We start from the raw sequence: 20,027 nt of genomic DNA on the forward strand, positions 1-20,027 counted from the left end.
TTAAATTTGTTTTACAAAATCTACGCAGCGTTACACAATGCTAGCGCATGTCTATGTGAACGTCGATTCACTTTAAGAACAAAATAATTAAAGGACAAAGTATGCTCAATCATAAACGTACTCTGATAGCAGCACTGGTAAGCCTATCGCTTATAGGATGTGGCGAAAGTACTACGCAGACAGAAACCCAAGCGGCACTGACCGCAAAAGACGCAAAACAGTTCCTCCAGCAAGCACAAGATGATATTGCGAAGATGCAGGTACCCGCTGCGCACGCAGAATGGAGCTATGCGACCAATATCAATTTCGATACCGCTGCGGTAAGCGCCTACTTTAATGAAGTGCTATCAACAAAAGTAGCAAAGTTAGCCAAAGAAGCGGCCAAATTTAATGATGTAGATGTGGACAGTGATACCCGCAGACAACTCGATTTATTAAAAAATGGCTTAACCATGCCACCACCTGCAGATGCAGCTAAAGCTGAGCGCTTAGCCAAGATTGGCTCTGACCTAAGTGCCATGTACGGCTCGGGTGAGTATTGTAGCGAAGATGGGACGTGCAAAAGCTTAGTAGAAATGAGCAGTGAAATGGCCACCCTTCGTGACGCCGATAAATTATTAGAATATTGGGCAGGCTGGCGCGAAATATCTAAACCAATGGCACCGCTTTACGCAGAACAAGTGGAGCTGGCAAATGAAGGCGCGGCAGAGCTGGGTTTTGAAAATGTGAGTGCACTGTGGCGCGGCAAATATGATATGCCTGCTGATGAGTTTCCCAAAGAGCTAGACCGCTTGTGGACGCAAGTAGAACCTTTTTATGAATCACTTCATTGTCATGTACGCGCAAAGCTTGGTGAACATTACGGTGAAGATGTAGTACCTCAAGACAAACCCATTCCGGCCCACCTTTTAGGCAATATGTGGGCACAGTCGTGGGGTAACATTTACGATATCGTAAAACCTCAACAAGAAATGCAGGTACCAGATGTAACCGCTGCGTTGGCTGAACAAGGCTATGACGAAATCGCTATGGTTAAACAGGCTGAATCATTTTTCTCATCCCTAGGCTTTGAGGAACTGCCAGATACGTTCTGGGAACGCTCTATGTTTCAAAAACCAGAAGGCCGTGACGTACAATGCCATGCTTCTGCGTGGGATTTAGATGACAAAGACGACCTTCGCATAAAAATGTGTATTCAAAAGACAGGCGAAGAGTTCAACGTTATTCACCATGAATTAGGTCACAACTATTATCAGCGCGCCTATAAAGATCAGCCACTGCTCTATCGCGGTTCAGCTAACGACGGTTTCCATGAAGCGATTGGCGACACTATCGCACTATCGATTACGCCTAAATACCTTAAACAAATTGATTTGATTGATGAAATCCCAGATGCGTCGAATGATATCGGCATGTTGATGCAGGTAGCGCTTGATAAGATCGCGTTTATTCCTTTTGGTTTAATGGTTGACCAATGGCGTTGGAAGGTGATGTCGGGGGAAGTAACACCTGACCAATACAATGACCTGTGGTGGGAGCTTCGAGAGAAGTATCAAGGTGTGATGGCACCTGTCGAGCGAAGTGCAAATGCCTTCGACCCAGGTGCAAAGTATCATGTACCAGCAAATGTACCCTACACGCGCTATTTCCTAGCGCACATCCTTCAATTCCAGTTCCACAAAGCCTTGTGTGATATAGCTGGTGATGAAGGCCCGCTAAATCGCTGCTCTATTTACGGCAGTAAAGAAACCGGTAAGGCGCTAAACGAGATGCTGGAAATGGGCATGAGTCAACCGTGGCAGAACGCGTTAGAGACACTAACGGGCTCGCCGCAAATGGATGCTAGCACCATCGCTGATTACTTCGCGCCGCTCAAAACGTGGTTAGATAAGCAAAATGCGACACGCCAGTGCGGTTGGTAGTCACTACGCTCTATAGGCAAAATTTAAAGCGTACTGAGTAAATAAATATGCCCCGAATGTTCGGGGCTTTTTTATACAATTTAAACTTTAGTCCCATTGAAAGTTTCGGGCATTCGGGTAACGTTGCGCTATGAACTTTATTTAACAATTAGCGTTATTATGCGTGGTCATCTGACGTACCTCTTCCTCTTATTTAGCTTCCTTACCAACTATACTTTTCACGCACGAGCGCAGTTTAACCCACCCGTCTTTCGTAGCTTTGACATGGAAAGCGGTAACAGTCACGTGACCGTTTCCGACATAGCAGAAGATAAGTATGGCTTTCTATGGCTTGCCTCTCAATCAGGTATCGACAAGTTTGATGGCTATACGTTTAGAAACTTCGGAATGTGGGGAGAAGACAAGTCGAAGGGTCTTCAAACACTTACCGCACTACAAATTGAAGCTAGTTTAGACGGCCAACACATGTGGGTGGGTACATTTAGCGGGCTTAGTCGTTTAAATGTCGACACCGAGCGGTTTGAACACTACACCTTACCCACTGCTTCCCCATTCAATAAACAGGTCATTAATCGAATTAAAACGACGCACGATGGGAAGCTCTGGATAGTCTCTGAACGCAATCTATACGCGTATCACGAAGAGACAAACAGTATAGAGCTTATAAGCTATCTACCCGATACAACCAGCACGCTAACTGATGTTGAACTGATTGGAAACACGCTTTACGTGACCTCAACCTCTGGCCTGTATAAACTCGATTTAATTAAGCAAACGTTGGAGTTGGTGGCGTTTGAAGGCGTTAACTTTACCCGCCTAGTAGCGGCGCAGCGCTCGCGGTTTTGGCTTGGTACGGCAACACACGGCATCTGCCTGTTTGATCCAAACGCTAAATCAGAGCCGATTACAAGACTGTGTACGTCTGAAGTTCATGGTTTATCTGACAATTACGTCTCTGATATTTTACTTCGCCGCAATGGTGACCTATGGGTAACGACTGAGCGAGGGGTAAACATACTGACGGCGCACAGTCCGTACACTGTATTGCGGTTTCCAATTAGTAAAAAAGATTCGGCGAATGAGCGGTTTTCAAGCCTCTATCAAACGCAATCAGGCCTTGTTGTTGTGGGGACTAAAGACAACGGTTTCGCGATAAGCAATCCCGAGCTAAGCAACTTTTACTCAAGCGAGGTCGGCGATGGCCGAATTGTCGGTTCAATGGCTCACTATAAAGACAATAAAGTATGGCTTACCAACGAAAAAGGGCTATGGCTTTATGATGCTGTCGATAAAACGCACCAAGGCCCTTTTACATCTAGCGGCGCACAAGTTAGCGATGACAAAGCCAACGATAAGCTAACGAGCCTTGTTTACGACAAAAAGACTGAAACGTTATGGGTATCAACACGTAGCGGACTCGCTAAATTTAACAGTCAAACCAATCAACTGGACATTGTCGCTTTGCAGGGCAAATCTGGCTACAGTATTAATATCGATGCTGACGGAGATATCTGGTACGGTGGGTATAGTGACGGTGTTTTCGTTTACCGTCCGTCAGAAGGGCGAGTGATTAGGCAATGGCCACTGTCACTCACTACTCGAATTCTTTTTGAAAGCGAAGAAAGCGCATGGCTTAGCACGGTAGCTGGCTTACATGTCGCTAACAAACTAACCGGCGAACTTGTCAACGTTAGCCAATACACAGACAAAATCACAGATAACACGGTAATTACTTGGATATCTCGCTCAAAACGCGGGGGTTACTGGGTCGGCACCCAAGCGGCTGGGCTTTATTTTATAACCAAAGATGGAGACGATCTGTCGTCACTCAAAGTAACACAGATTAAGCCCGAAAGCAGACTTAGCAATATCTCAATCGGCGCTATTGTGGAAGATAACGAGTATGGTCTATGGATTTCTACGATTGAAGGAATTACTTACCTCGCCCCTGACCTTTCCTCACTGAGTTATTACGGTGCAGAGCACGGTGCGATATCCACTGGCTACTATATAGGCTCAGTCGCTTCTACCGATAACAATACTATTCTTTTCGGCGGTTCAGAAGGTGTCACGCAGTTTACCCCATCACAAGTCACTAACTTAAAGTGGACACCGGGCGTTCACCTTACTAACGTTAAAGTAGTTAGTCGAAATAATAGCAATAGCACTACGGCAGAAAGACGTCTGAATTTAGGTGGAAAAATCGCACTTAACGATAATGATATTGCACTTTCTATCGAGTTTGCAGCAACAGACTTCATGAACGCCAACGAACTTCGCTATGCTTATAAGCTCGTTGATTTTGAGAGTAGCTGGCGTATTACTGACGCCAAAACAAGAGTGGCAACTTACACGAACTTAAACCCAGGACACTACCGCTTCACCTTAAAAGCCATTAATAAAGAAAACGAATGGAGCAGTGACGAGGCTCAACTTGAAGTAATCATCATTCCCCCATGGTGGGATAAACCTATTTGGCGCGTGGTAATCGTACTTATTATACTTCTCCTCATTACCTCAATCGTTTGGTTTAGAATCGCGTCGCTAAAAAAACGTTCTGCAGAACTGGCGTTGAAGGTAGAAGAAAAAACAAAAGATCTAGAGGAAGTCGTAGAAAAGCTAACACGCTTATCTACACAGGACTCATTGACTGGATTGAAAAACCGTCGGTATTTTACGCAAAGAGCAAAAGCTGAATGGCAAGAATTCCAGCGTCACGGACACACTTTCTCGCTGCTTCTTTTAGATATTGATTATTTCAAGCGCATAAATGACGAGTACGGCCACCAAACTGGTGACTCGGTGCTTGTCAAAATAGCTAAAATCTTGCAAAGCAGCCTTCGTGAAAGCGATGTTATCGCTCGCTGGGGTGGCGAAGAATTCCTTATTCTACTTCCCTCTTTAAAAGAGCAAGAAGCCTATTGGGTTGCCGAGAAATTACGCAAGGCGGTGGCTAGTCTAGTTATTGACTCTCCTCCTTATCAACTTAATGTAACCATTACCTGCGGCGTCGCTGACATTAAAAATTACGATAGCATTGAAGCTTGTATTCATGCAGTTGATAAAAAACTGTATAAGGGCAAAGAAGCCGGTAGGAATGCAGTCGTTAGATAGTAGCGAATTCATCCTTCTAACAACCTACTTATTGTGACCTAAAACTGGCGCTCGTTTTAAGAACGAGCCCGTGCTTTAACACCTAATGTAATGTCGACAACCTCGTTATCATGTTGTTTGTCGCACACATTGATCGCTTTTCACTTTACCTTTCTAACAAACATGAACTCAGTTTTTATTCACGATATGCATGTTGCATTGCAAGGAGGTTTATATCATGGCGAATGTGTTAGTTATTGGCGCATCAGGACAAATCGGTAAACAGGCGACGGTTAAACTTTTAGATGCGGGCCACAAAGTGTTAGCACCGGTAAGAAGCCCTGAAAAATTATCTGACATTCAAAACGATGATTTAACCGTGGTAGAGCAAGACTTAGAAGAAGATTTTTCTGCACATTTTGAAGGTATTGATATTGCCGTGTTTACGGCTGGGTCAGGCGGTAATACCGGGGCAGATAAAACACTGATGATTGACTTATGGGCCGCGCGCAATGCCGTTAACTACGCCAAAGCTGCGGGCACGTCAAATTTTGTAATGGTGAGTTCAATTGGAGCCGGCGACCCCGACGCAGTATCTTCAGAAATTAAGCCTTACTTAGTCGCCAAGCATATGGCTGACGAGCACCTAATTAACAGCGGATTGCACCACGTTATTTTGCGCCCTGGAACGCTTTTAAACGAACCGGGTTCTCATTTGGTCCGCACTGATATGCCAAACAACAAAGATGACGCCGTCATTTCACGAGAAGACGTAGCAACCGCTATTGTTGAAAGTATTAGCCGAAAAGGTGAGGACAACGTAATTACATACCTATTTAAAGGTGATACGCCAATTTCTCAGATCTTCTAAGGGCAAGCGTACACACACCTTAATTATAGTCCCCTTAGGTAGAGATGCTTGAATTAAAACAACTTAGGTTTAGTTACCTCGGGAAGAGAGCCCTTAGATAGAGATAGTTAAAAAGCCCTTTTGCTTAGTGTTTCGCATGCAACAGGGCTTTTTATTTGTGGTTAATAATGGGGGTTAGAAAACCACGCCAGTTACCACGTTAGGGAATGAGCGACTGGCTGACCCAGTTACCATTGTCATCTTTATGATGCCACTCGCGGTGTTGTGGGTTACCTCGAAGATTTAAGTAATCAACACTATTAATGGCAAGGAGTATGGTGCAAAAGTGTTCTGGCACCTTGTCGAAACTCCCTTCAATTTGTAATGCCGACCCATCATTTCTGGGCGTGCCCGGCTCTCCCCATAAAAATTGCTTTTTGCCAGCATCCGATAATTTATTCCACTGAGACGTGACAAGTTCGTCATCTTGTTCAAAGGTGACTAGCGATGCTTTGCAAGAAAAGCGGTATTGTTCCCGGGTTTTAGAAAAGTACCAACAAACGTGGGCTTCAGGGGTTTGACTAAGTTGTTCAAACTTTTCTGAGCGGGTGTCAGAGATAACGACCAACTGGTTATCATCAGTCATGCCTCTAAACACCACGGTACGGCAATAAGGCACACCCATGCTATCTACCGAGGCAAGCTGAAAGTAGCGACTCTCAGGTACGCTACGGGTTTGATGCAAACTCTTTGTCAGTCCTTGTCGCCACTGGGGCATAGCTATCTCCATGCACTACATTAGTTATTGCTAGCAACGCGTTTATTGCCAGCAAGGGAAAACAACCTATAAAAGTTCCGCGTAGTAGCTTCGGCTAACTCTTTTACAGAAACACCTTTCAAGTCCGCTATAAACTCAGCGACTTCAACCACATAACCAGGCTGATTCTGTTTGCCTCTATGGGGTACAGGGGCTAGCCAAGGGGAATCTGTCTCAATAAGAAGGCGTTCAAGCGGTATCGCTTTCACAACCTCGCGCAACGCGGTCGCAGAGTTAAAGGTAACGATGCCCGAAATAGAGATATAAAAGTCCATCTCTATGGCTGCTTGGGCCATTTCTAGCGACTCGGTAAAGCAATGCAAAACGCCTTTTGTATGCGACGCTTTGTGCTCACGCAGCAAGTTAATGGTATCTTCTCTTGCGTCACGGGTGTGAATGATTAACGGTTTCTTCGTTTCATTGGCAACCTTAATGTGATCAACAAACGAGGTTAACTGTACCTCTTTGCTCTCGGGGCTATAGAAATAATCTAGCCCAGTTTCGCCGATAGCCACCACTTCTTCACGCTGCGCTTTTTCTAAAAGTTCCTCAAAACTACACGCTTCGTCCTGATGCAACGGGTGAACACCACAGGACACAGAAACATCGTCAAAGTTGCTCACCTTCTCTAGCATGCTGTCGTAATCATTAACAGATACACACACGCAAAGAAAATGTTCAACACCACGCGTTCTTGCAAAGTCCAACGTCTCTGCGAGCGCTTCTGGCCCTTGTTTAAGTCGGTCTAAATGACAATGAGAATCTACAAACAAACTACACCTATATTTTTTTGAAGTTAACTGCTTGGCAACGATATTGCCTTCGCCACGCTGTTAACGTTGAAACTGTTTTAATAACCCGAAAAGCACCAAAGACTTGTTCACACCCGCGTGCTGCAAAGTTTTCACTGCTTCAACACACGCTGCGTAACGCTTGTAATCTGTCTCTTGCTGACGTTTTACATATTCATTATGGGACAATTGCTGACACCACAATGCTATTTGCTGAGCATTGTCTTGCCACTTGTTAGCAAGGGTTTGTGCTTGCACATTTGCGTCGCCCGCTAAGAGCGCTTGCATCCCATCACTGAAGTGACGGTAGCTGAGGTCATCGTCACCCGACAAGGCCTCCTCTACCCGAAGCGGTGCATAGCCATAGGCTGCAAGTAACGCGTCGCTAGCATCTTCTACGCCTTTCGCTTTTAAGTAGTTCAAACTCTCTGATACTGACGGCAGTGACAACACTTGCCGCTCGCAACGACTAAGTATGGTTGGCATAAGTTTATTTACGCTGTCGGTAATCAGAAGTAAGAAGGTATTATCTGTGGGCTCTTCCAAGGTTTTCAACAGCGCATTAGCCGCTGCCTCTGTCATAGTGTCAGCCTTGGGGATTAATAAAACTTTATTCCCGCCCATTTGTGCAGTACCGGATAGCTTAGCAATGCCCTCGCGAATTTTGTCTACCCCCAGCTGTTTTTCACTTTCAAGAATATGAAAATCTGGATGGTTACCCGCCTGCCTTAAGTGACAACTTTGACACTGCTCACATGGGCCATCAACACTTGGGTGCTTGCACAGCAACGTATTACTTAAGCCTAGTGCAAGTTGGTTTTTGCCTATCCCACTCACCCCCGTTAGCAATAAGCCATGGTGCAGTTTTTTTGCTAAGTAACGGGAAATTAAAGAGGTATAGGTAGCTGTAAACCAAGGCAGCACTGGCATTAGTTATTCCCCTGATCGGTTTTGTGCGACTCGCTACCTTCGTCAATGTGCTGGCTTACATAATTAGCAATAATGGAAATGACATCTTGATGCACTTGTTCCATGGGCTGCATAGCATTAACAACAATGATGCTCTCATCATTTTCAGCCAAGGATAAATATCTGGCCCGCGTGCGCTCAAAAAAGCCTAAACCCGCTTGCTCAATTCGATCAAGCTTGCCGCGACCACGCGCTCTTTCTAAACCCACGGCTGGGTCTACGTCTAGATAAAGGGTTAAATCTGGCTTGAACCCGTTAAGAGCAATATCGCTAATTGCGGTCATGGTTTTTTCACTGACACCTCGGCCTCCGCCTTGATAAGCCTGCGAAGAAAGATCATGCCTGTCTCCCACCACCCAAGCACCTGCGTTAAGCGAAGGGTAAATTTTATTGGTCAGTAACTGAACGCGAGCCGCATACATAAGCAGTAATTCGGTTTCTTCGCTTACTGTTTCGTCCCAGTCGTGCTTAACACACTCTCTAATCGCTTCAGCCATTGGGGTACCGCCCGGCTCACGAGTTTGCTCCACGCGCATTCCAGCGTCTGTTAACGCTTTTACAATCAACCCGATTACCGAGCTTTTTCCTGCCCCTTCAAGGCCTTCTACTACAATAAACTTTCCGCGCATTGCTTTAAATCAACTCTGTTCTTTCTTTAGATTAAAACAGCAGGTATCTATCCACTACCCACCCGATTAACGCTTTAATTGATATTTTCTAACCGCCGCATTATGCGCTTTTAACGTGTTCGAAAACTGGTGACTGCCATCGCCTTTAGCCACAAAATATAAGGCGTCGGTCGCTAATGGATGAAGAGCTGCATGTATTGCCGCCTTGCCTGCCATTGCAATAGGCGTGGGTGGAAGCCCTTTAATAACGTAAGTATTGTATGGCGTAGCCGTACGTAAGTGCTTACGAGTAATATTGCCATCAAACTCTGACCCTATACCGTAAATGACAGTAGGGTCGGTTTGAAGTCGCATATTTTTATTAAGCCTATTTATGAAAACACCGGCTATCATATCGCGTTCTTTAGGTACCGCGGTTTCTTTTTCAATAATACTCGCCAAAATCAGTGCATCGTACGGTGATGATAAAGGCAGGTCTTCAGCCCGTTTCTCCCATTCTTGGGAAACGAATGTTATCAGTGCCCTATGTGCTCTGTTTAACACGTCACTCGCTTTCGTGCCCTTCGTGAAAAAGTAAGTATCTGCTAGAAACGCACCTTCTGTATGCTGTGCATTTTCACAACACCAATCAACACCGTTGCCCTGTGTTAAGTTGCTGAGGGTTTGCTCATTTACATCAAAAACCAAATCTTGATTCGCCCGTAGCGCCTCAAGCCACTGCGCGAGTGTCAGGCCTTCTACTAAACTTACGGCAAATAAATGCTCGTCGCCTTGTGTAAACAGAGTAAAGGCATCAACCAGTGATTGGCCAGGGCGCAACATGTAGCTACCAGATTTTACCGACGTACTGCCGGCAAAAAACTTAAGCCATACTTTGGCGATAAAAGGAGAAACGTCAACCATACCCGCGTTGCGAAGCTGTTTAACCGTGCGGTAGGCGTTACTGCCATTTTCAATGGTAAATAGCGTATCGTCCTTCAGCTTTATGGGGGCTGTCACTTGCGACGATACGTACATCACACAAGACGCACCCACAATTACGACGATGAATACAAGTGATAACATAAATACGACAGTACGCTTCATACTTGCGCGTACCCAATGTGCTGATTTTTAAATAACACGTCCATTTTTACTCTTTACTACATTGATTAAAATTAGTTAAACCGCTGTACACATTAACGTAGGGCGCGTGCCAACAAATTACTTAATTCAAGAACGCTTTCACTTGCCACGTCAAATTCTAACTTGCTGTGATCTGGCATACGCACGCTTTTCACCGGCATCACGCCCATCAACGCATTGGTGATCACCACGGCACTAGCATTGCCAATATGTGAAAGCTGATACTCACCTACGTGTAAGGTGTGATTATTGTTTAGCAGCGAATCAATCAAACACTGTCTGACCACGCCATTCACCCCACTTCCTTTGAGCGAAGGGGTATACCACTCACCCTGCGAATAGAAGAAGACGTTACCGGCACTTGCTTCAATTAAGTTATCGTTGGTGTCGCATACAAGGGCATCATCGGCATGTGCTTCATTAACTTCATGCTTTATCAGTACCTGCTCTAATCTATTCATGTGCTTTACACCTGCAAGCAACGGCTGAATAGCCAGTCGGGTTTGTGCACAAATTAATGACATACCTTGCTTAGCCATCCCCTCGTAATGTGCAGGATAGGGATGCTGACTGAACCTGACCAAAGGCACACTGTCTTCACTTCGTGCATAGCCTCTGCCCGCTTGTCCGCCCGAAACATGTACTTTTAATACATATTTTGATGGGGAAATATCATTCGACGAGTTACTGAACGCCGCTATCTGTTCGTTAATAGCGGTTTCCAAGGCACAGGTATCGACGGTAATTTTTATCGCGGCCGCATCGTGTTCTAACCGAGAAAGGTGATAAGAATACAGTTGTGGCTTTTGGTTGTGCACCAATAGAGTAGAAAATACACCATCACCATAATTGAAGGCCCTATCACTCGGTGAAATAGGCGTAGCGCTAGGGATTATTCTCACAGCCTACTCTTTTATGTCTTTTTATCGTGGGAGAAGTATACCAACTTGTACTAGCCAGACAACTTATAGCGTAAGGGCCATATCAAGCCGGTACAAAAAAAGGCAGCGAGTTGCTGCCTTTATATTTGAAATTACAACTACGTTTGAAACGCGTTTTATATACGCTTAAATATCAACGAGCCGTTAGTACCGCCGAATCCAAAAGAGTTACATAGCGCGTAATCTTCGCTGAAGGCTTTGGCTTTATTTGCCACGAAGTCTAGGTCACAGCCTTCGCCCGGCTCATCTAAGTTGATGGTCGGTGGCGCCATTTTGTCACGCAGTGCCAAAATAGTGAAGATGGCTTCAACTGATCCTGCAGCACCAAGTAAATGACCCGTCATCGACTTTGTTGAGCTAACCAGCAGTTTGTATGCGTGGTCGTTAAATACGCGTTTTACCGCGGCGACTTCGGCAATATCACCGGCAGGGGTTGAGGTACCGTGTGCGTTAACATAACCAATTTCGCTCGCATCTAACTTGGCGTCGTTAATTGCATTTTGCATTGACGCCGCGGCACCTTCGCCATCTGCTGGCGGTGATGTCATGTGATAGGCATCGCCACTCATACCGAAACCAACAAGCTCAGCATAGATAGTCGCACCACGGGCCTTAGCGGCTTCGTATTCTTCAAGCATAACTACGCCAGCGCCCTCACCCATGACAAAACCATCACGGTCTTTATCCCATGGGCGGCTTGCGGCTTGTGGATCGTCGTTGCGCGAAGACAGGGCTCGCGCAGCGGCAAAACCAGCCATTCCTAGCGGCGTAATTGACGCCTCTGCGCCGCCTGCAAGCATGGCATCAGCATCGCCGTAAGCAATGGTTCTTGCGGCAATACCTATATTGTGAACACCTGTAGTACAAGCAGTCACAATGTTCAAATTCGGTCCTTTCAACCCTTCCATGATAGACAAAAAGCCTGAAATCATATTGGTAATGGTTGATGGCACAAAAAATGGCGACACGCGCTTAGGACCGCTATTTGTCAGTTTTAAGTGGTTTTGTTCAATTTGCTCTAAACCACCAATTCCTGAACCAATAGCTACGCCTACACGGTGCGCATTGTCTGGTGAAACAGTAAAACCAGAATCGACCAAGGCTTGTTTGCCGGCAGCGATACCCAACTGGATAAAGCGGTCCATTTTCTTGGTTTCTTTCTTTTCTATGTATTCCTGCGGATCAAAGTCGTTAATTTGACCTGCGAAACGGGTTGAATAGTTACTGCAATCAAAATGGGTGATTTCACCGATGCCGCTCTCGCCCGCGAGCAATTTGCGCCATGTGTCTTCGCTATTAAGACCTAATGGTGAAAGCATTCCAAGACCAGTAACCACTACGCGACGTTTTGTCACAAAAAGCCCTCGCTTTGGAACTAAAGGTAGGAGATACAAAAACGGCTCTGTAGAAGAGCCGTTTTGTCGCTATTTAAGACTTAAGCGTCTTTGTTAGCGTTGATGTAATCAATGGCTGATTGAACAGTAGTAATTTTTTCTGCTTCTTCGTCTGGAATTTCAGTATCGAATTCTTCTTCCAAAGCCATTACTAGTTCAACTGTGTCAAGTGAATCAGCGCCTAAGTCGTCAACGAATGAAGCTTCTGCTTTTACTTCTTCTTCTTTCACGCCAAGTTGTTCAACGATGATTTTCTTAACGCGTTCTTCAATGTTACTCATAATTCTAGGTTTCCCTTAAACGTCACTAGATAATAAAAGTGCCGCTAGTTTATTTTGCAAGGTTGATCCTTGCAAGCACCAGTTTAAAGAAATTTTCTGGTCAAACCAGCGACATTCGAAATTCGTAAAATACTATTTTTACATCCAAGTTCGGGTAAATACCACCCCAAACTAGGGAAAATTCGCAATTTTTGCGAATTTACCCCATATACATACCACCATTTACATGGATAGTTTCGCCTGTAATATAGGCTGCGCCATCGCTTACTAAGAAAGCAACAGTGGCTGCAATTTCATCAGGCTCACCCAAACGGTTGGCCGGAATATCTTTAAAAATGGCTTCTTTTTGGTCATCGCTCAGCGCTTTTGTCATATCGGTATCAATAAAACCTGGCGCAACAACGTTGATAGTAATGCCACGAGAAGCCACTTCTCGCGCCATTGACTTAGAAAATCCAATGACCCCTGCTTTAGCGGCGGCATAGTTAGCTTGACCCGCATTACCCGCGCTGCCTACCACAGAGCCAATATTAACAATGCGACCAAAGCGCTTCTTCATCATACCGCGAAGTACGGCTTTTGACAGCGTAAATATCGATGTTAAGTTGGTATCAATAATATCTTGCCACTCGTCATCTTTCATACGCATTAGCAGATTATCACGTGTAATACCGGCATTATTGACCAAGATGTCGATACCACCATGTGCTTCGTTAATGGCTTTAAGTGTTGCATCAACGCTGTCTTTATCAGTCACGTTTAACGCGAAACCCTGTCCGCCGAACTCAGAAAGATAGTCGCTAATGGCTTGCGCACCGTTTTCACTGGTCGCCGTACCGATAACTGTTGCTCCTTGCTGAGCAAGCTGGGTTGCTATCGCTTTACCTATACCTCGGCTTGCACCGGTAACCAGCGCAATTTTACCGTCTAATTGACTCATTGCGATTCCTTATTGTTTTAATGCTTCAACACCGTCTGGTGTATTCACTGCAAGCGCTTCTAAGCCCTTACTAATACGTTTATTCAAACCTGTTAGCACTTTGCCAGGCCCTACTTCAATAACACGCTCTACGCCTGCTGCCGCTAAGTACTCAACGGTGCGGGTCCATTGAACCGGGCAGTAAAGCTGACGCACCAATGCATTTTTGATAGCGTCACCCTGAGTTTCAATGGTGACATCAACATTGTTTACTATGTTGATTGCAGGTTCATTAACGTTCAAAGAAGATAGTGCATCTTCTAATTTATCTGCTGCGGGACGCATAAGTTCGCAGTGAGAAGGAACGCTTACCGCAAGAGGAAGCGCACGCTTTGCTCCCGCGTCTTTACAGGCGCTCGCCGCTTGTTCTGCCGCATGTTTCTCACCAGCAATAACCACTTGACCCGGAGAGTTAAAGTTTACCGGCGCGACTACGTCGCCTGTGGCAATGGCAGTTTGCTGACAGATATCTGCTATAGTCGCATCGTCTAACCCAATGATGGCGTACATCGCCCCCGCGCCTGCTGGCACGGCTTCTTGCATGTATTTACCGCGGGCTTCAACAAGTTTAATGGCATCAGCAAAGTCCATTGCGCCACCGCATACAAGCGCCGAATACTCACCAAGGCTGTGTCCTGCCAGGTAATCTACGTCTATACCTTGTTCACGAATAACGCGCCAAATGGCAACACTTGCTGCAAGTAGCGCAGGCTGCGTGATATGCGTTTCGTTTAGTTTTCCATCTGTATCGTTTTGCACTAAGTCCCAAAGGTCATAACCGAGTACGTCAGAGGCTTCTTTGAACGTCGCTTCGATAATAGGAGAAGTCTCAGCGAGTTCTTTAAGCATGCCTACGCTTTGAGAACCCTGCCCTGGAAATACACAGGCTGTCTTTGTCATGTCGATTCCTTATTATTTTTCTTTACTAGAAACGAGAATACGTTAAAAAATTACAGTGAGAAAAGCAGGGCTTAATAGCGAACAAGCGCTGATGCCCAAGCAAATCCTCCTCCGAATGCTTCTAGTAATAAATGCTGTCCACGTTGAATACGTCCGTCTCTAATAGCCGTGTCTAGCGCGGTTGGCACTGTGGCTGCAGATGTATTACCGTATTGCTCTAATGTAAGCACCACCTGGTCAAGGGACATATTTAGCTTTTTCGCCGTAGCCTTGATAATTCTAAAGTTTGCTTGGTGTGGCACTAACCAGTCAAGATCAGATTTTTCCATACCGTTTGCCGCAAGCGTTTGCTCAACTACTTCAGAAAGTTTGGTTACCGCCACCTTAAATACTTCGTTACCACGCATTACGCCCCAATTTTCGTGAACGGATTGTTCATCACCTCGGGTTGGATTACCTACAGCCAATAAATCGCCATAAGACCCTGCAGCGTGGATATGCGTTGATAAAATGCCTGGTTCGTCACTGGCTTCTATAATGGTCGCGCCAGCGGCATCGCCAAATAGAATAACCATGGTCCTGTCTGCCGGGTCTATAAGACGGCTAAGGCAATCAGTACCCACCACTAGAATGCGTTTTGCCATCCCCGATTTTATATATTGATCGGCAACGCTCAACGCGTAGCAATAACCTGCACAGGCCGCCGCTACATCGAATGCTGGAATACCATCTAAATCGAGAATGCGTTGAATTTCACATGCTGTGCTGGGTAGCGCGTAGCGACCGCTAGTGGTTGCGCACACAATCATGTCGATAGATTTGGGGTCGATACCCGCCATTTCAATGGCTTTTTTACTGGCTTCTGCCCCCATAGTAGCAGCGGTTTCATCTGCTCCAATAATACGTCGCTCTTTTATCCCGGTACGGTCAGTGATCCATTCGTCACTGGTGTCCACCATTAGCTCTAAATCTGCGTTTGTACGCACGTCGCTGGGATAATAGCTACCTGTTCCTATAAAGCGTGAATATTTGCTCAAAGCTGCTCCAACAATACCGTTTCTATCTTCGTCTTTATCTTTTCAGGCAAATGCATCTTTGCTTCTTTCATTGCTTGCACGATGGCGTAATAAAAGGCGTCTTTTTGTGCATTTCCGTGACTCTTGATAACAATGCCGCGCAATCCTATCAGACTCGCACCGTTATACTGGTCGGGGTTCACGCTGTTATAGATAGATTTCAGTAATGGGAAGGCAATTTTTGCTAATAAGCGGGTATAGAAATTCTTTTGAGACTGGCGTTTTACTTCATTTATCACTAACTTAGCCAGTCCTTCACTCGATTTAAGTGCAACGTTTCCCGTAAAGCCGTCTGTCACGACAACATCCGCATAGTCGGTGAAAATGTCGTCACCTTCTACATAGCCAATGTAGTTAATACCTGGGGCGTCTTTGAACAATTGGTCGGCAGACTTTACTTGTGCATTACCCTTAATATCCTCTTCACCTACATTCAATAACGCTACACGAGGAGAAGGGATTCCTGCCACTTCTTGAGCTAAAACTGACCCCATTACGCCATATTGAAAAAGTATTTCAGGCGTACAATTCACGTTTGCGCCTAAATCTAACAAAAATACATTGTGATGGCTGGTAGTTGGCATCATGTTTATGAGTGCTGGCCTATCAATACCGGATAAGGTTTTTAACAGGTAAAACGATAGCGTTAATAGCGCACCGGTGTTCCCTGCACTTACGCACGCATCTGCCTCGCCGCTTTTGACAAGTTCAATAACGCGACGCATTGAAGAGTCTTTTTTATTTCGCAGTGCCGAGGTGGGGACTTCGCCCATTTCAACCACTTGTGAACAATGCTTAATTGTAACGCGACTGCGCTCTGCATCAGTGAGAGGTTGAAGGCCTGACTTGATAGTGTTTTCGTCACCGCACAACGTGAAGTGCACATCGGGATGAAGTTGGATAGCCTTGACGGCTGCAGAAAGGATAACAGGGGGACCATGATCGCCCCCCATGATATCTAACGCGATGGTTAGTGTAGACAAAATGTAGTCGCCGTATTACGCGCCGATTACTTTCTTGCCTTTGTAATAACCGTCAGCGGTCACGTGGTGACGACGGTGAGTTTCGCCTGACGTTGAATCGACAGACAAAGTCGCGCCTGTCAATGCATCGTGTGAGCGACGCATACCGCGCTTAGAACGCGTTTTACGATTTTGTTGTACTGCCATAACTTACTCCTGGTCTCGCTTAAGTTCTTTCAAAACCGCGAAAGGGTTTTGTCGCTCTTGTTCCGGTTCAATCTTTCCAAACGACATATCGTCTTGCTTCACTGTACACTCCGACTCTGCATGAAGGGGCACAATTGGCAAAGATAACAGTAGCTCGTCTTCAAAAATTTGAAGCAGATTAACTTCTCCGTGGTCGTTGACCTCTACCGGTTCATAAGCCTCGGGAATGATGTCGTCGCTTTCCTGCTCTTCTCCCTGCACTGGAGTAAAACAGAATTCCGCTTCCACGGGATAATCGAGTTCACCATTACACCTTTGACAGATAAGTGTTACCTGCGTGGCTAGATGGCCGTGAAAAACAGTAAGACCCTGCGCGTCTTTTTCGAACTGTACTTCTGCGTCCACGTAGTCATTGCATCGGACAACCGTCTCGCTCAATCGTTCCATATCTTTAGACACAATCACACCCCGATAATCGGAACGTTTCATGGCGCTTTTAGTCGGTTCAACCGAATGAGGGAGTTTCACTTTCTGCATAGGGCGCGCATGATATAGCGTCGCCCCCTTTCTGTCAAAGCAAAATTGTGATTTAACACACATTATAAGATTATGTGCCTCACAAGGTGATAATGTTACATTGCGCGATATAATGATGCTTTGCAACATATTGATTTTTAAATAAGGAGTATTTGTGGCTCACCTTATCTTGGCCTCCTCATCGCAATACCGGAAAATGCTGCTTGCAAACATCGGTATTCACGTCGATACCCACGCCCCCGATATCGACGAAACCCCTTTCAATAACGAAGCGCCTACCGCATTAAGCGTTCGACTTGCCGAGCAAAAAGCACTTAAGGTTGCCAGTGAGCTCGTCAATGTGCCCCGCGACACCCTTATTATCGGTAGCGATCAAGTCGCATTGGTTCAATCGGACGATGGACCACAGTTACTAGGAAAACCAGGGAATAGTGACAATGCGGTTAAGCAGCTTAAAGCATGCCAAGGAAAAGAAGTCACGTTTTATACGGCGCTTTGCCTTCATCAGCCCGCGACCAATAAAACCGTTACTCAAGTAGATGAAACCCGGGTGTACTTTCGCCAAAATAGCGAAGCTGCCCTTACCGCTTACGTGCAAAAAGAACAGCCCTTAGATTGTGCAGGCAGTTTTAAAAGCGAGGGTTTAGGAGTCTTGCTATTCGATAAAATTACAAGTCGAGATCCTAATAGCCTTATTGGTTTACCCATTATGCTACTTAACGAACTATTGGATGTGCACTTTAACGTTGACTTGCTGGCCATAGCAGCGCAATAAGCAATGCGCCGTTTTATTTTAAAACAGCGTCGCTTCTAACTCGCTAACTGAGTGAACCAATGCAACGGGGTTAAGTGCCTCTAAATGTACTTGGGCATGGACCCCATAAGATACCCCTATTCTATCCATGCCGATGGCTTTAGCCATTTGCATGTCATAGGTCGTATCCCCAACCATTACGGCATCTTTTACTTCTACACCGAGCTCGTCAAGAAGCTGCAACAACATATCTGGCGATGGTTTTGATTCAGCTTCATCAGCGGTTCTCGACGCGCTAAAATACACGCCTGTACCTGTTTGCGTCCAAGCGCGGTCTAAACCTCGACGTGCTTTGCCAGTTGCAACCGCTAGAATACACCCCGCCGCTTTTAAATTGGCCAACATGGTATTAACGCCGTTGAATAATGGACAAGGCGTTGTATCTACAGTAACAAACGCCGCTTTATAGGCCTTAACTAGACGCTCTGCCAATTCATCATCTTGAATATTGAATAACTGTTTAATAGCAGGCTTTAAACTAATTCCAATTATATGACCCACTTGTTCATAAGATGGTATGGGCATATCACACTGCTTAGCGGCAATTTGCATGCAGCTAACAATTTTATCTGCCGAGTCCATCAAGGTGCCATCCCAGTCAAAAATGACTAATTTATAACGAGGCAATTTACTGCTTGTATCCGCTGAGGTGACGTCCTCGGCTAGCGTTTTTTGTGAATGCATAAATTAATTACAGTGCGTTAAGCGTATTTGAAAGTATAGGGTCTAAAGGTGCAGAAAATGTCACCCGTTCTTCTGTTGCAGGATGTAACAACGAGATGCTGCGTGCATGAAGGAACAATCTATTTAGCCCCTTTTGTCTCATTGAAGCATCAAAATCCGCATCACCGTATTTAGGGTCACAAGCAATCGGATGGCCAGCATGTAAGCAATGAACACGAATTTGGTGTGTTCTGCCTGTTATCGGCGAAGCTTCTACCAATGTCGCCCCCGCATACTCTTCTAAAATGCGGTAGCGCGTTTCTGAGGGCTTACCATCGTCGCTCACGCTAACCATTCGCTCGCCAGATTGAAGCACATTCTTGCGAAGCGGCGCTTTCACCTTAAAACGATTCTTAGGCCATTCACCCGCAACAAGGGCGTTGTAGCGTTTGTCCATTTTCCCCGTGCGCAGTTGCTCGTGCATATGACGAAGTGCAGAACGCTTTTTTGCAATTAATATGCAGCCCGAGGTATCTCTGTCTAATCTATGGACCAGTTCCATAAACTTGGCGTCAGGGCGTAACGCACGTAAACCTTCTATTAAACCGAAACTTAAACCGCTGCCGCCGTGCACGGCCATACCTGATGGTTTATTCATCACCAGGATACGATCGTCTTCAAATAGAATATGAGACTCTAACGCAGCAATTTTGTCGAGTTTAGGCGAAGGCGCGGGCGCCCCTTCCGACACACGAACAGGCGGAATTCTAACAATGTCATCAGCTTGTAACTTGTATTCAGGCTTAACGCGGCCTTTATTCACACGCACTTCGCCTTTGCGCAAAATGCGATAGATCATGCTTTTCGGCACGCCCTTTAGCTGGGTGCGCAAAAAATTATCGATACGTTGACCAGCCAAATCGGCGTCAACCGTTACAAAACGTACTTTTATTGGGGCTTCTTCTTTCATGGGCCAAGTATACCCCATTGCTAATTCCCCCTGCTAACTGAAACGCACAAAATATTGAAAAAAGCATATTTCGCTGCAATTTTAGGCAAACCTAGCGTTTTGAACGC

20 protein-coding genes are annotated in these 20,027 nt (G+C 45.6%); 4 read left to right on the top strand and 16 right to left on the bottom strand.

The window, feature by feature from the left end:
- The first annotated feature begins 101 nt into the window (after window positions 1-101).
- The 3 genes from ACTRWF_RS01070 to ACTRWF_RS01080 all read left to right on the top strand — a co-directional run bounded on the left by ACTRWF_RS01070 (window position 102) and on the right by ACTRWF_RS01080 (window position 5,886).
- A complete protein-coding gene (locus ACTRWF_RS01070) occupies window positions 102-1,922 on the top strand; it encodes a M2 family metallopeptidase (RefSeq protein ID WP_287150145.1) in 1,821 nt (606 codons plus the stop codon).
- A gap of 264 nt (window positions 1,923-2,186) precedes the next feature.
- Window positions 2,187-5,036, top strand: coding sequence for a diguanylate cyclase (locus tag ACTRWF_RS01075; protein ID WP_462834964.1), 2,850 nt, complete (start codon window positions 2,187-2,189; stop codon window positions 5,034-5,036).
- A gap of 217 nt (window positions 5,037-5,253) precedes the next feature.
- The gene (locus ACTRWF_RS01080; protein WP_462834965.1) at window positions 5,254-5,886 is read left to right on the top strand and encodes an NAD(P)H-binding protein; all 633 of its coding nucleotides are present in this window, start codon (window positions 5,254-5,256) and stop codon (window positions 5,884-5,886) included.
- 199 nt (window positions 5,887-6,085) lie between these two features.
- Here the strand turns inward: ACTRWF_RS01080 and ACTRWF_RS01085 are convergent, their stop codons facing one another.
- The 14 genes from ACTRWF_RS01085 to yceD form a co-directional block, all read right to left on the bottom strand.
- Window positions 6,086-6,643, bottom strand: a complete 558-nt coding sequence (locus ACTRWF_RS01085; protein ID WP_462834966.1) for a pyridoxamine 5'-phosphate oxidase family protein — start codon at window positions 6,641-6,643, stop codon at window positions 6,086-6,088.
- Between the two features lie 20 nt (window positions 6,644-6,663).
- Window positions 6,664-7,455 carry a TatD family hydrolase gene (locus tag ACTRWF_RS01090; RefSeq protein ID WP_287150820.1) on the bottom strand — a complete coding sequence of 264 codons (792 nt, stop codon included), beginning with the start codon at window positions 7,453-7,455 and terminating at the stop codon, window positions 6,664-6,666.
- A gap of 60 nt (window positions 7,456-7,515) precedes the next feature.
- Complete coding sequence (holB, locus tag ACTRWF_RS01095) at window positions 7,516-8,403, bottom strand: DNA polymerase III subunit delta' (protein WP_462834967.1); 888 nt, start codon at window positions 8,401-8,403, stop codon at window positions 7,516-7,518.
- Entirely contained in the window at window positions 8,403-9,071 is a 669-nt protein-coding gene (gene tmk / locus ACTRWF_RS01100) for a dTMP kinase (protein ID WP_020743429.1), read from the bottom strand. The genes holB and tmk overlap by 1 nt, the downstream gene beginning before the upstream one ends.
- Window positions 9,072-9,137: 66 nt before the next feature.
- Window positions 9,138-10,157, bottom strand: a complete 1,020-nt coding sequence (gene mltG, locus ACTRWF_RS01105) for an endolytic transglycosylase MltG (RefSeq protein WP_287150230.1) — start codon at window positions 10,155-10,157, stop codon at window positions 9,138-9,140.
- Window positions 10,158-10,249: 92 nt separating this feature from the next.
- Window positions 10,250-11,098 (bottom strand): aminodeoxychorismate lyase, encoded by an 849-nt coding sequence (gene pabC, locus ACTRWF_RS01110; protein WP_287150228.1) that lies wholly within the window; start codon window positions 11,096-11,098, stop codon window positions 10,250-10,252.
- Between the two features lie 155 nt (window positions 11,099-11,253).
- A complete protein-coding gene (gene fabF, locus ACTRWF_RS01115) occupies window positions 11,254-12,492 on the bottom strand; it encodes a beta-ketoacyl-ACP synthase II (RefSeq protein ID WP_012518212.1) in 1,239 nt (412 codons plus the stop codon).
- An 80-nt stretch (window positions 12,493-12,572) separates the two neighbouring features.
- A complete protein-coding gene (acpP, locus tag ACTRWF_RS01120) occupies window positions 12,573-12,812 on the bottom strand; it encodes an acyl carrier protein (RefSeq protein WP_012518211.1) in 240 nt (79 codons plus the stop codon).
- 199 nt (window positions 12,813-13,011) lie between these two features.
- Window positions 13,012-13,752, bottom strand: a complete 741-nt coding sequence (gene fabG / locus ACTRWF_RS01125) for a 3-oxoacyl-ACP reductase FabG (protein ID WP_012518210.1) — start codon at window positions 13,750-13,752, stop codon at window positions 13,012-13,014.
- Between the two features lie 9 nt (window positions 13,753-13,761).
- Window positions 13,762-14,691, bottom strand: coding sequence for an ACP S-malonyltransferase (gene fabD / locus ACTRWF_RS01130; protein WP_012518209.1), 930 nt, complete (start codon window positions 14,689-14,691; stop codon window positions 13,762-13,764).
- Between the two features lie 71 nt (window positions 14,692-14,762).
- Entirely contained in the window at window positions 14,763-15,728 is a 966-nt protein-coding gene (locus ACTRWF_RS01135) for a beta-ketoacyl-ACP synthase III (RefSeq protein ID WP_012518208.1), read from the bottom strand.
- Window positions 15,725-16,750 (bottom strand): phosphate acyltransferase PlsX, encoded by a 1,026-nt coding sequence (plsX, locus tag ACTRWF_RS01140; RefSeq protein ID WP_012518207.1) that lies wholly within the window; start codon window positions 16,748-16,750, stop codon window positions 15,725-15,727. The genes ACTRWF_RS01135 and plsX overlap by 4 nt, the downstream gene beginning before the upstream one ends.
- A gap of 15 nt (window positions 16,751-16,765) precedes the next feature.
- Window positions 16,766-16,936 carry a 50S ribosomal protein L32 gene (rpmF, locus tag ACTRWF_RS01145; RefSeq protein ID WP_012518206.1) on the bottom strand — a complete coding sequence of 57 codons (171 nt, stop codon included), beginning with the start codon at window positions 16,934-16,936 and terminating at the stop codon, window positions 16,766-16,768.
- Between the two features lie 3 nt (window positions 16,937-16,939).
- Window positions 16,940-17,473, bottom strand: a complete 534-nt coding sequence (gene yceD / locus ACTRWF_RS01150) for a 23S rRNA accumulation protein YceD (RefSeq protein WP_041702713.1) — start codon at window positions 17,471-17,473, stop codon at window positions 16,940-16,942.
- A 154-nt stretch (window positions 17,474-17,627) separates the two neighbouring features.
- Here yceD and ACTRWF_RS01155 point away from each other — a divergent pair, with 154 nt between their 5' ends.
- Window positions 17,628-18,248, top strand: coding sequence for a Maf family protein (locus ACTRWF_RS01155; protein ID WP_012518204.1), 621 nt, complete (start codon window positions 17,628-17,630; stop codon window positions 18,246-18,248).
- 18 nt (window positions 18,249-18,266) lie between these two features.
- Here the strand turns inward: ACTRWF_RS01155 and ACTRWF_RS01160 are convergent, their stop codons facing one another.
- Both ACTRWF_RS01160 and rluC read right to left on the bottom strand, forming a co-directional pair.
- Window positions 18,267-18,971 carry an HAD-IA family hydrolase gene (locus ACTRWF_RS01160; RefSeq protein ID WP_012518203.1) on the bottom strand — a complete coding sequence of 235 codons (705 nt, stop codon included), beginning with the start codon at window positions 18,969-18,971 and terminating at the stop codon, window positions 18,267-18,269.
- A gap of 7 nt (window positions 18,972-18,978) precedes the next feature.
- Complete coding sequence (rluC, locus tag ACTRWF_RS01165) at window positions 18,979-19,920, bottom strand: 23S rRNA pseudouridine(955/2504/2580) synthase RluC (protein WP_012518202.1); 942 nt, start codon at window positions 19,918-19,920, stop codon at window positions 18,979-18,981.
- Window positions 19,921-20,027 lie beyond the last annotated feature (107 nt).

It is taken from the genome of Alteromonas sp. G5_S2_22_S1, from assembly GCF_054968525.1.

Coding starts and splice junctions, on each gene's coding strand:
- ACTRWF_RS01080 (WP_462834965.1), top strand. CDS start 5,254: ATGGCGAATGTGTTAGTTATTGGCGCATCAGGACAAATCGGTAAACAG.
- ACTRWF_RS01085 (WP_462834966.1), bottom strand. CDS start 6,643: ATGCCCCAGTGGCGACAAGGACTGACAAAGAGTTTGCATCAAACCCGT.
- rpmF (WP_012518206.1), bottom strand. CDS start 16,936: ATGGCAGTACAACAAAATCGTAAAACGCGTTCTAAGCGCGGTATGCGT.
- yceD (WP_041702713.1), bottom strand. CDS start 17,473: ATGCAGAAAGTGAAACTCCCTCATTCGGTTGAACCGACTAAAAGCGCC.
- tmk (WP_020743429.1), bottom strand. CDS start 9,071: ATGCGCGGAAAGTTTATTGTAGTAGAAGGCCTTGAAGGGGCAGGAAAA.
- rluC (WP_012518202.1), bottom strand. CDS start 19,920: ATGAAAGAAGAAGCCCCAATAAAAGTACGTTTTGTAACGGTTGACGCC.
- fabG (WP_012518210.1), bottom strand. CDS start 13,752: ATGAGTCAATTAGACGGTAAAATTGCGCTGGTTACCGGTGCAAGCCGA.
- fabD (WP_012518209.1), bottom strand. CDS start 14,691: ATGACAAAGACAGCCTGTGTATTTCCAGGGCAGGGTTCTCAAAGCGTA.
- ACTRWF_RS01075 (WP_462834964.1), top strand. CDS start 2,187: ATGGAAAGCGGTAACAGTCACGTGACCGTTTCCGACATAGCAGAAGAT.
- mltG (WP_287150230.1), bottom strand. CDS start 10,157: ATGAAGCGTACTGTCGTATTTATGTTATCACTTGTATTCATCGTCGTA.
- ACTRWF_RS01160 (WP_012518203.1), bottom strand. CDS start 18,971: ATGCATTCACAAAAAACGCTAGCCGAGGACGTCACCTCAGCGGATACA.
- holB (WP_462834967.1), bottom strand. CDS start 8,403: ATGCCAGTGCTGCCTTGGTTTACAGCTACCTATACCTCTTTAATTTCC.
- ACTRWF_RS01070 (WP_287150145.1), top strand. CDS start 102: ATGCTCAATCATAAACGTACTCTGATAGCAGCACTGGTAAGCCTATCG.
- acpP (WP_012518211.1), bottom strand. CDS start 12,812: ATGAGTAACATTGAAGAACGCGTTAAGAAAATCATCGTTGAACAACTT.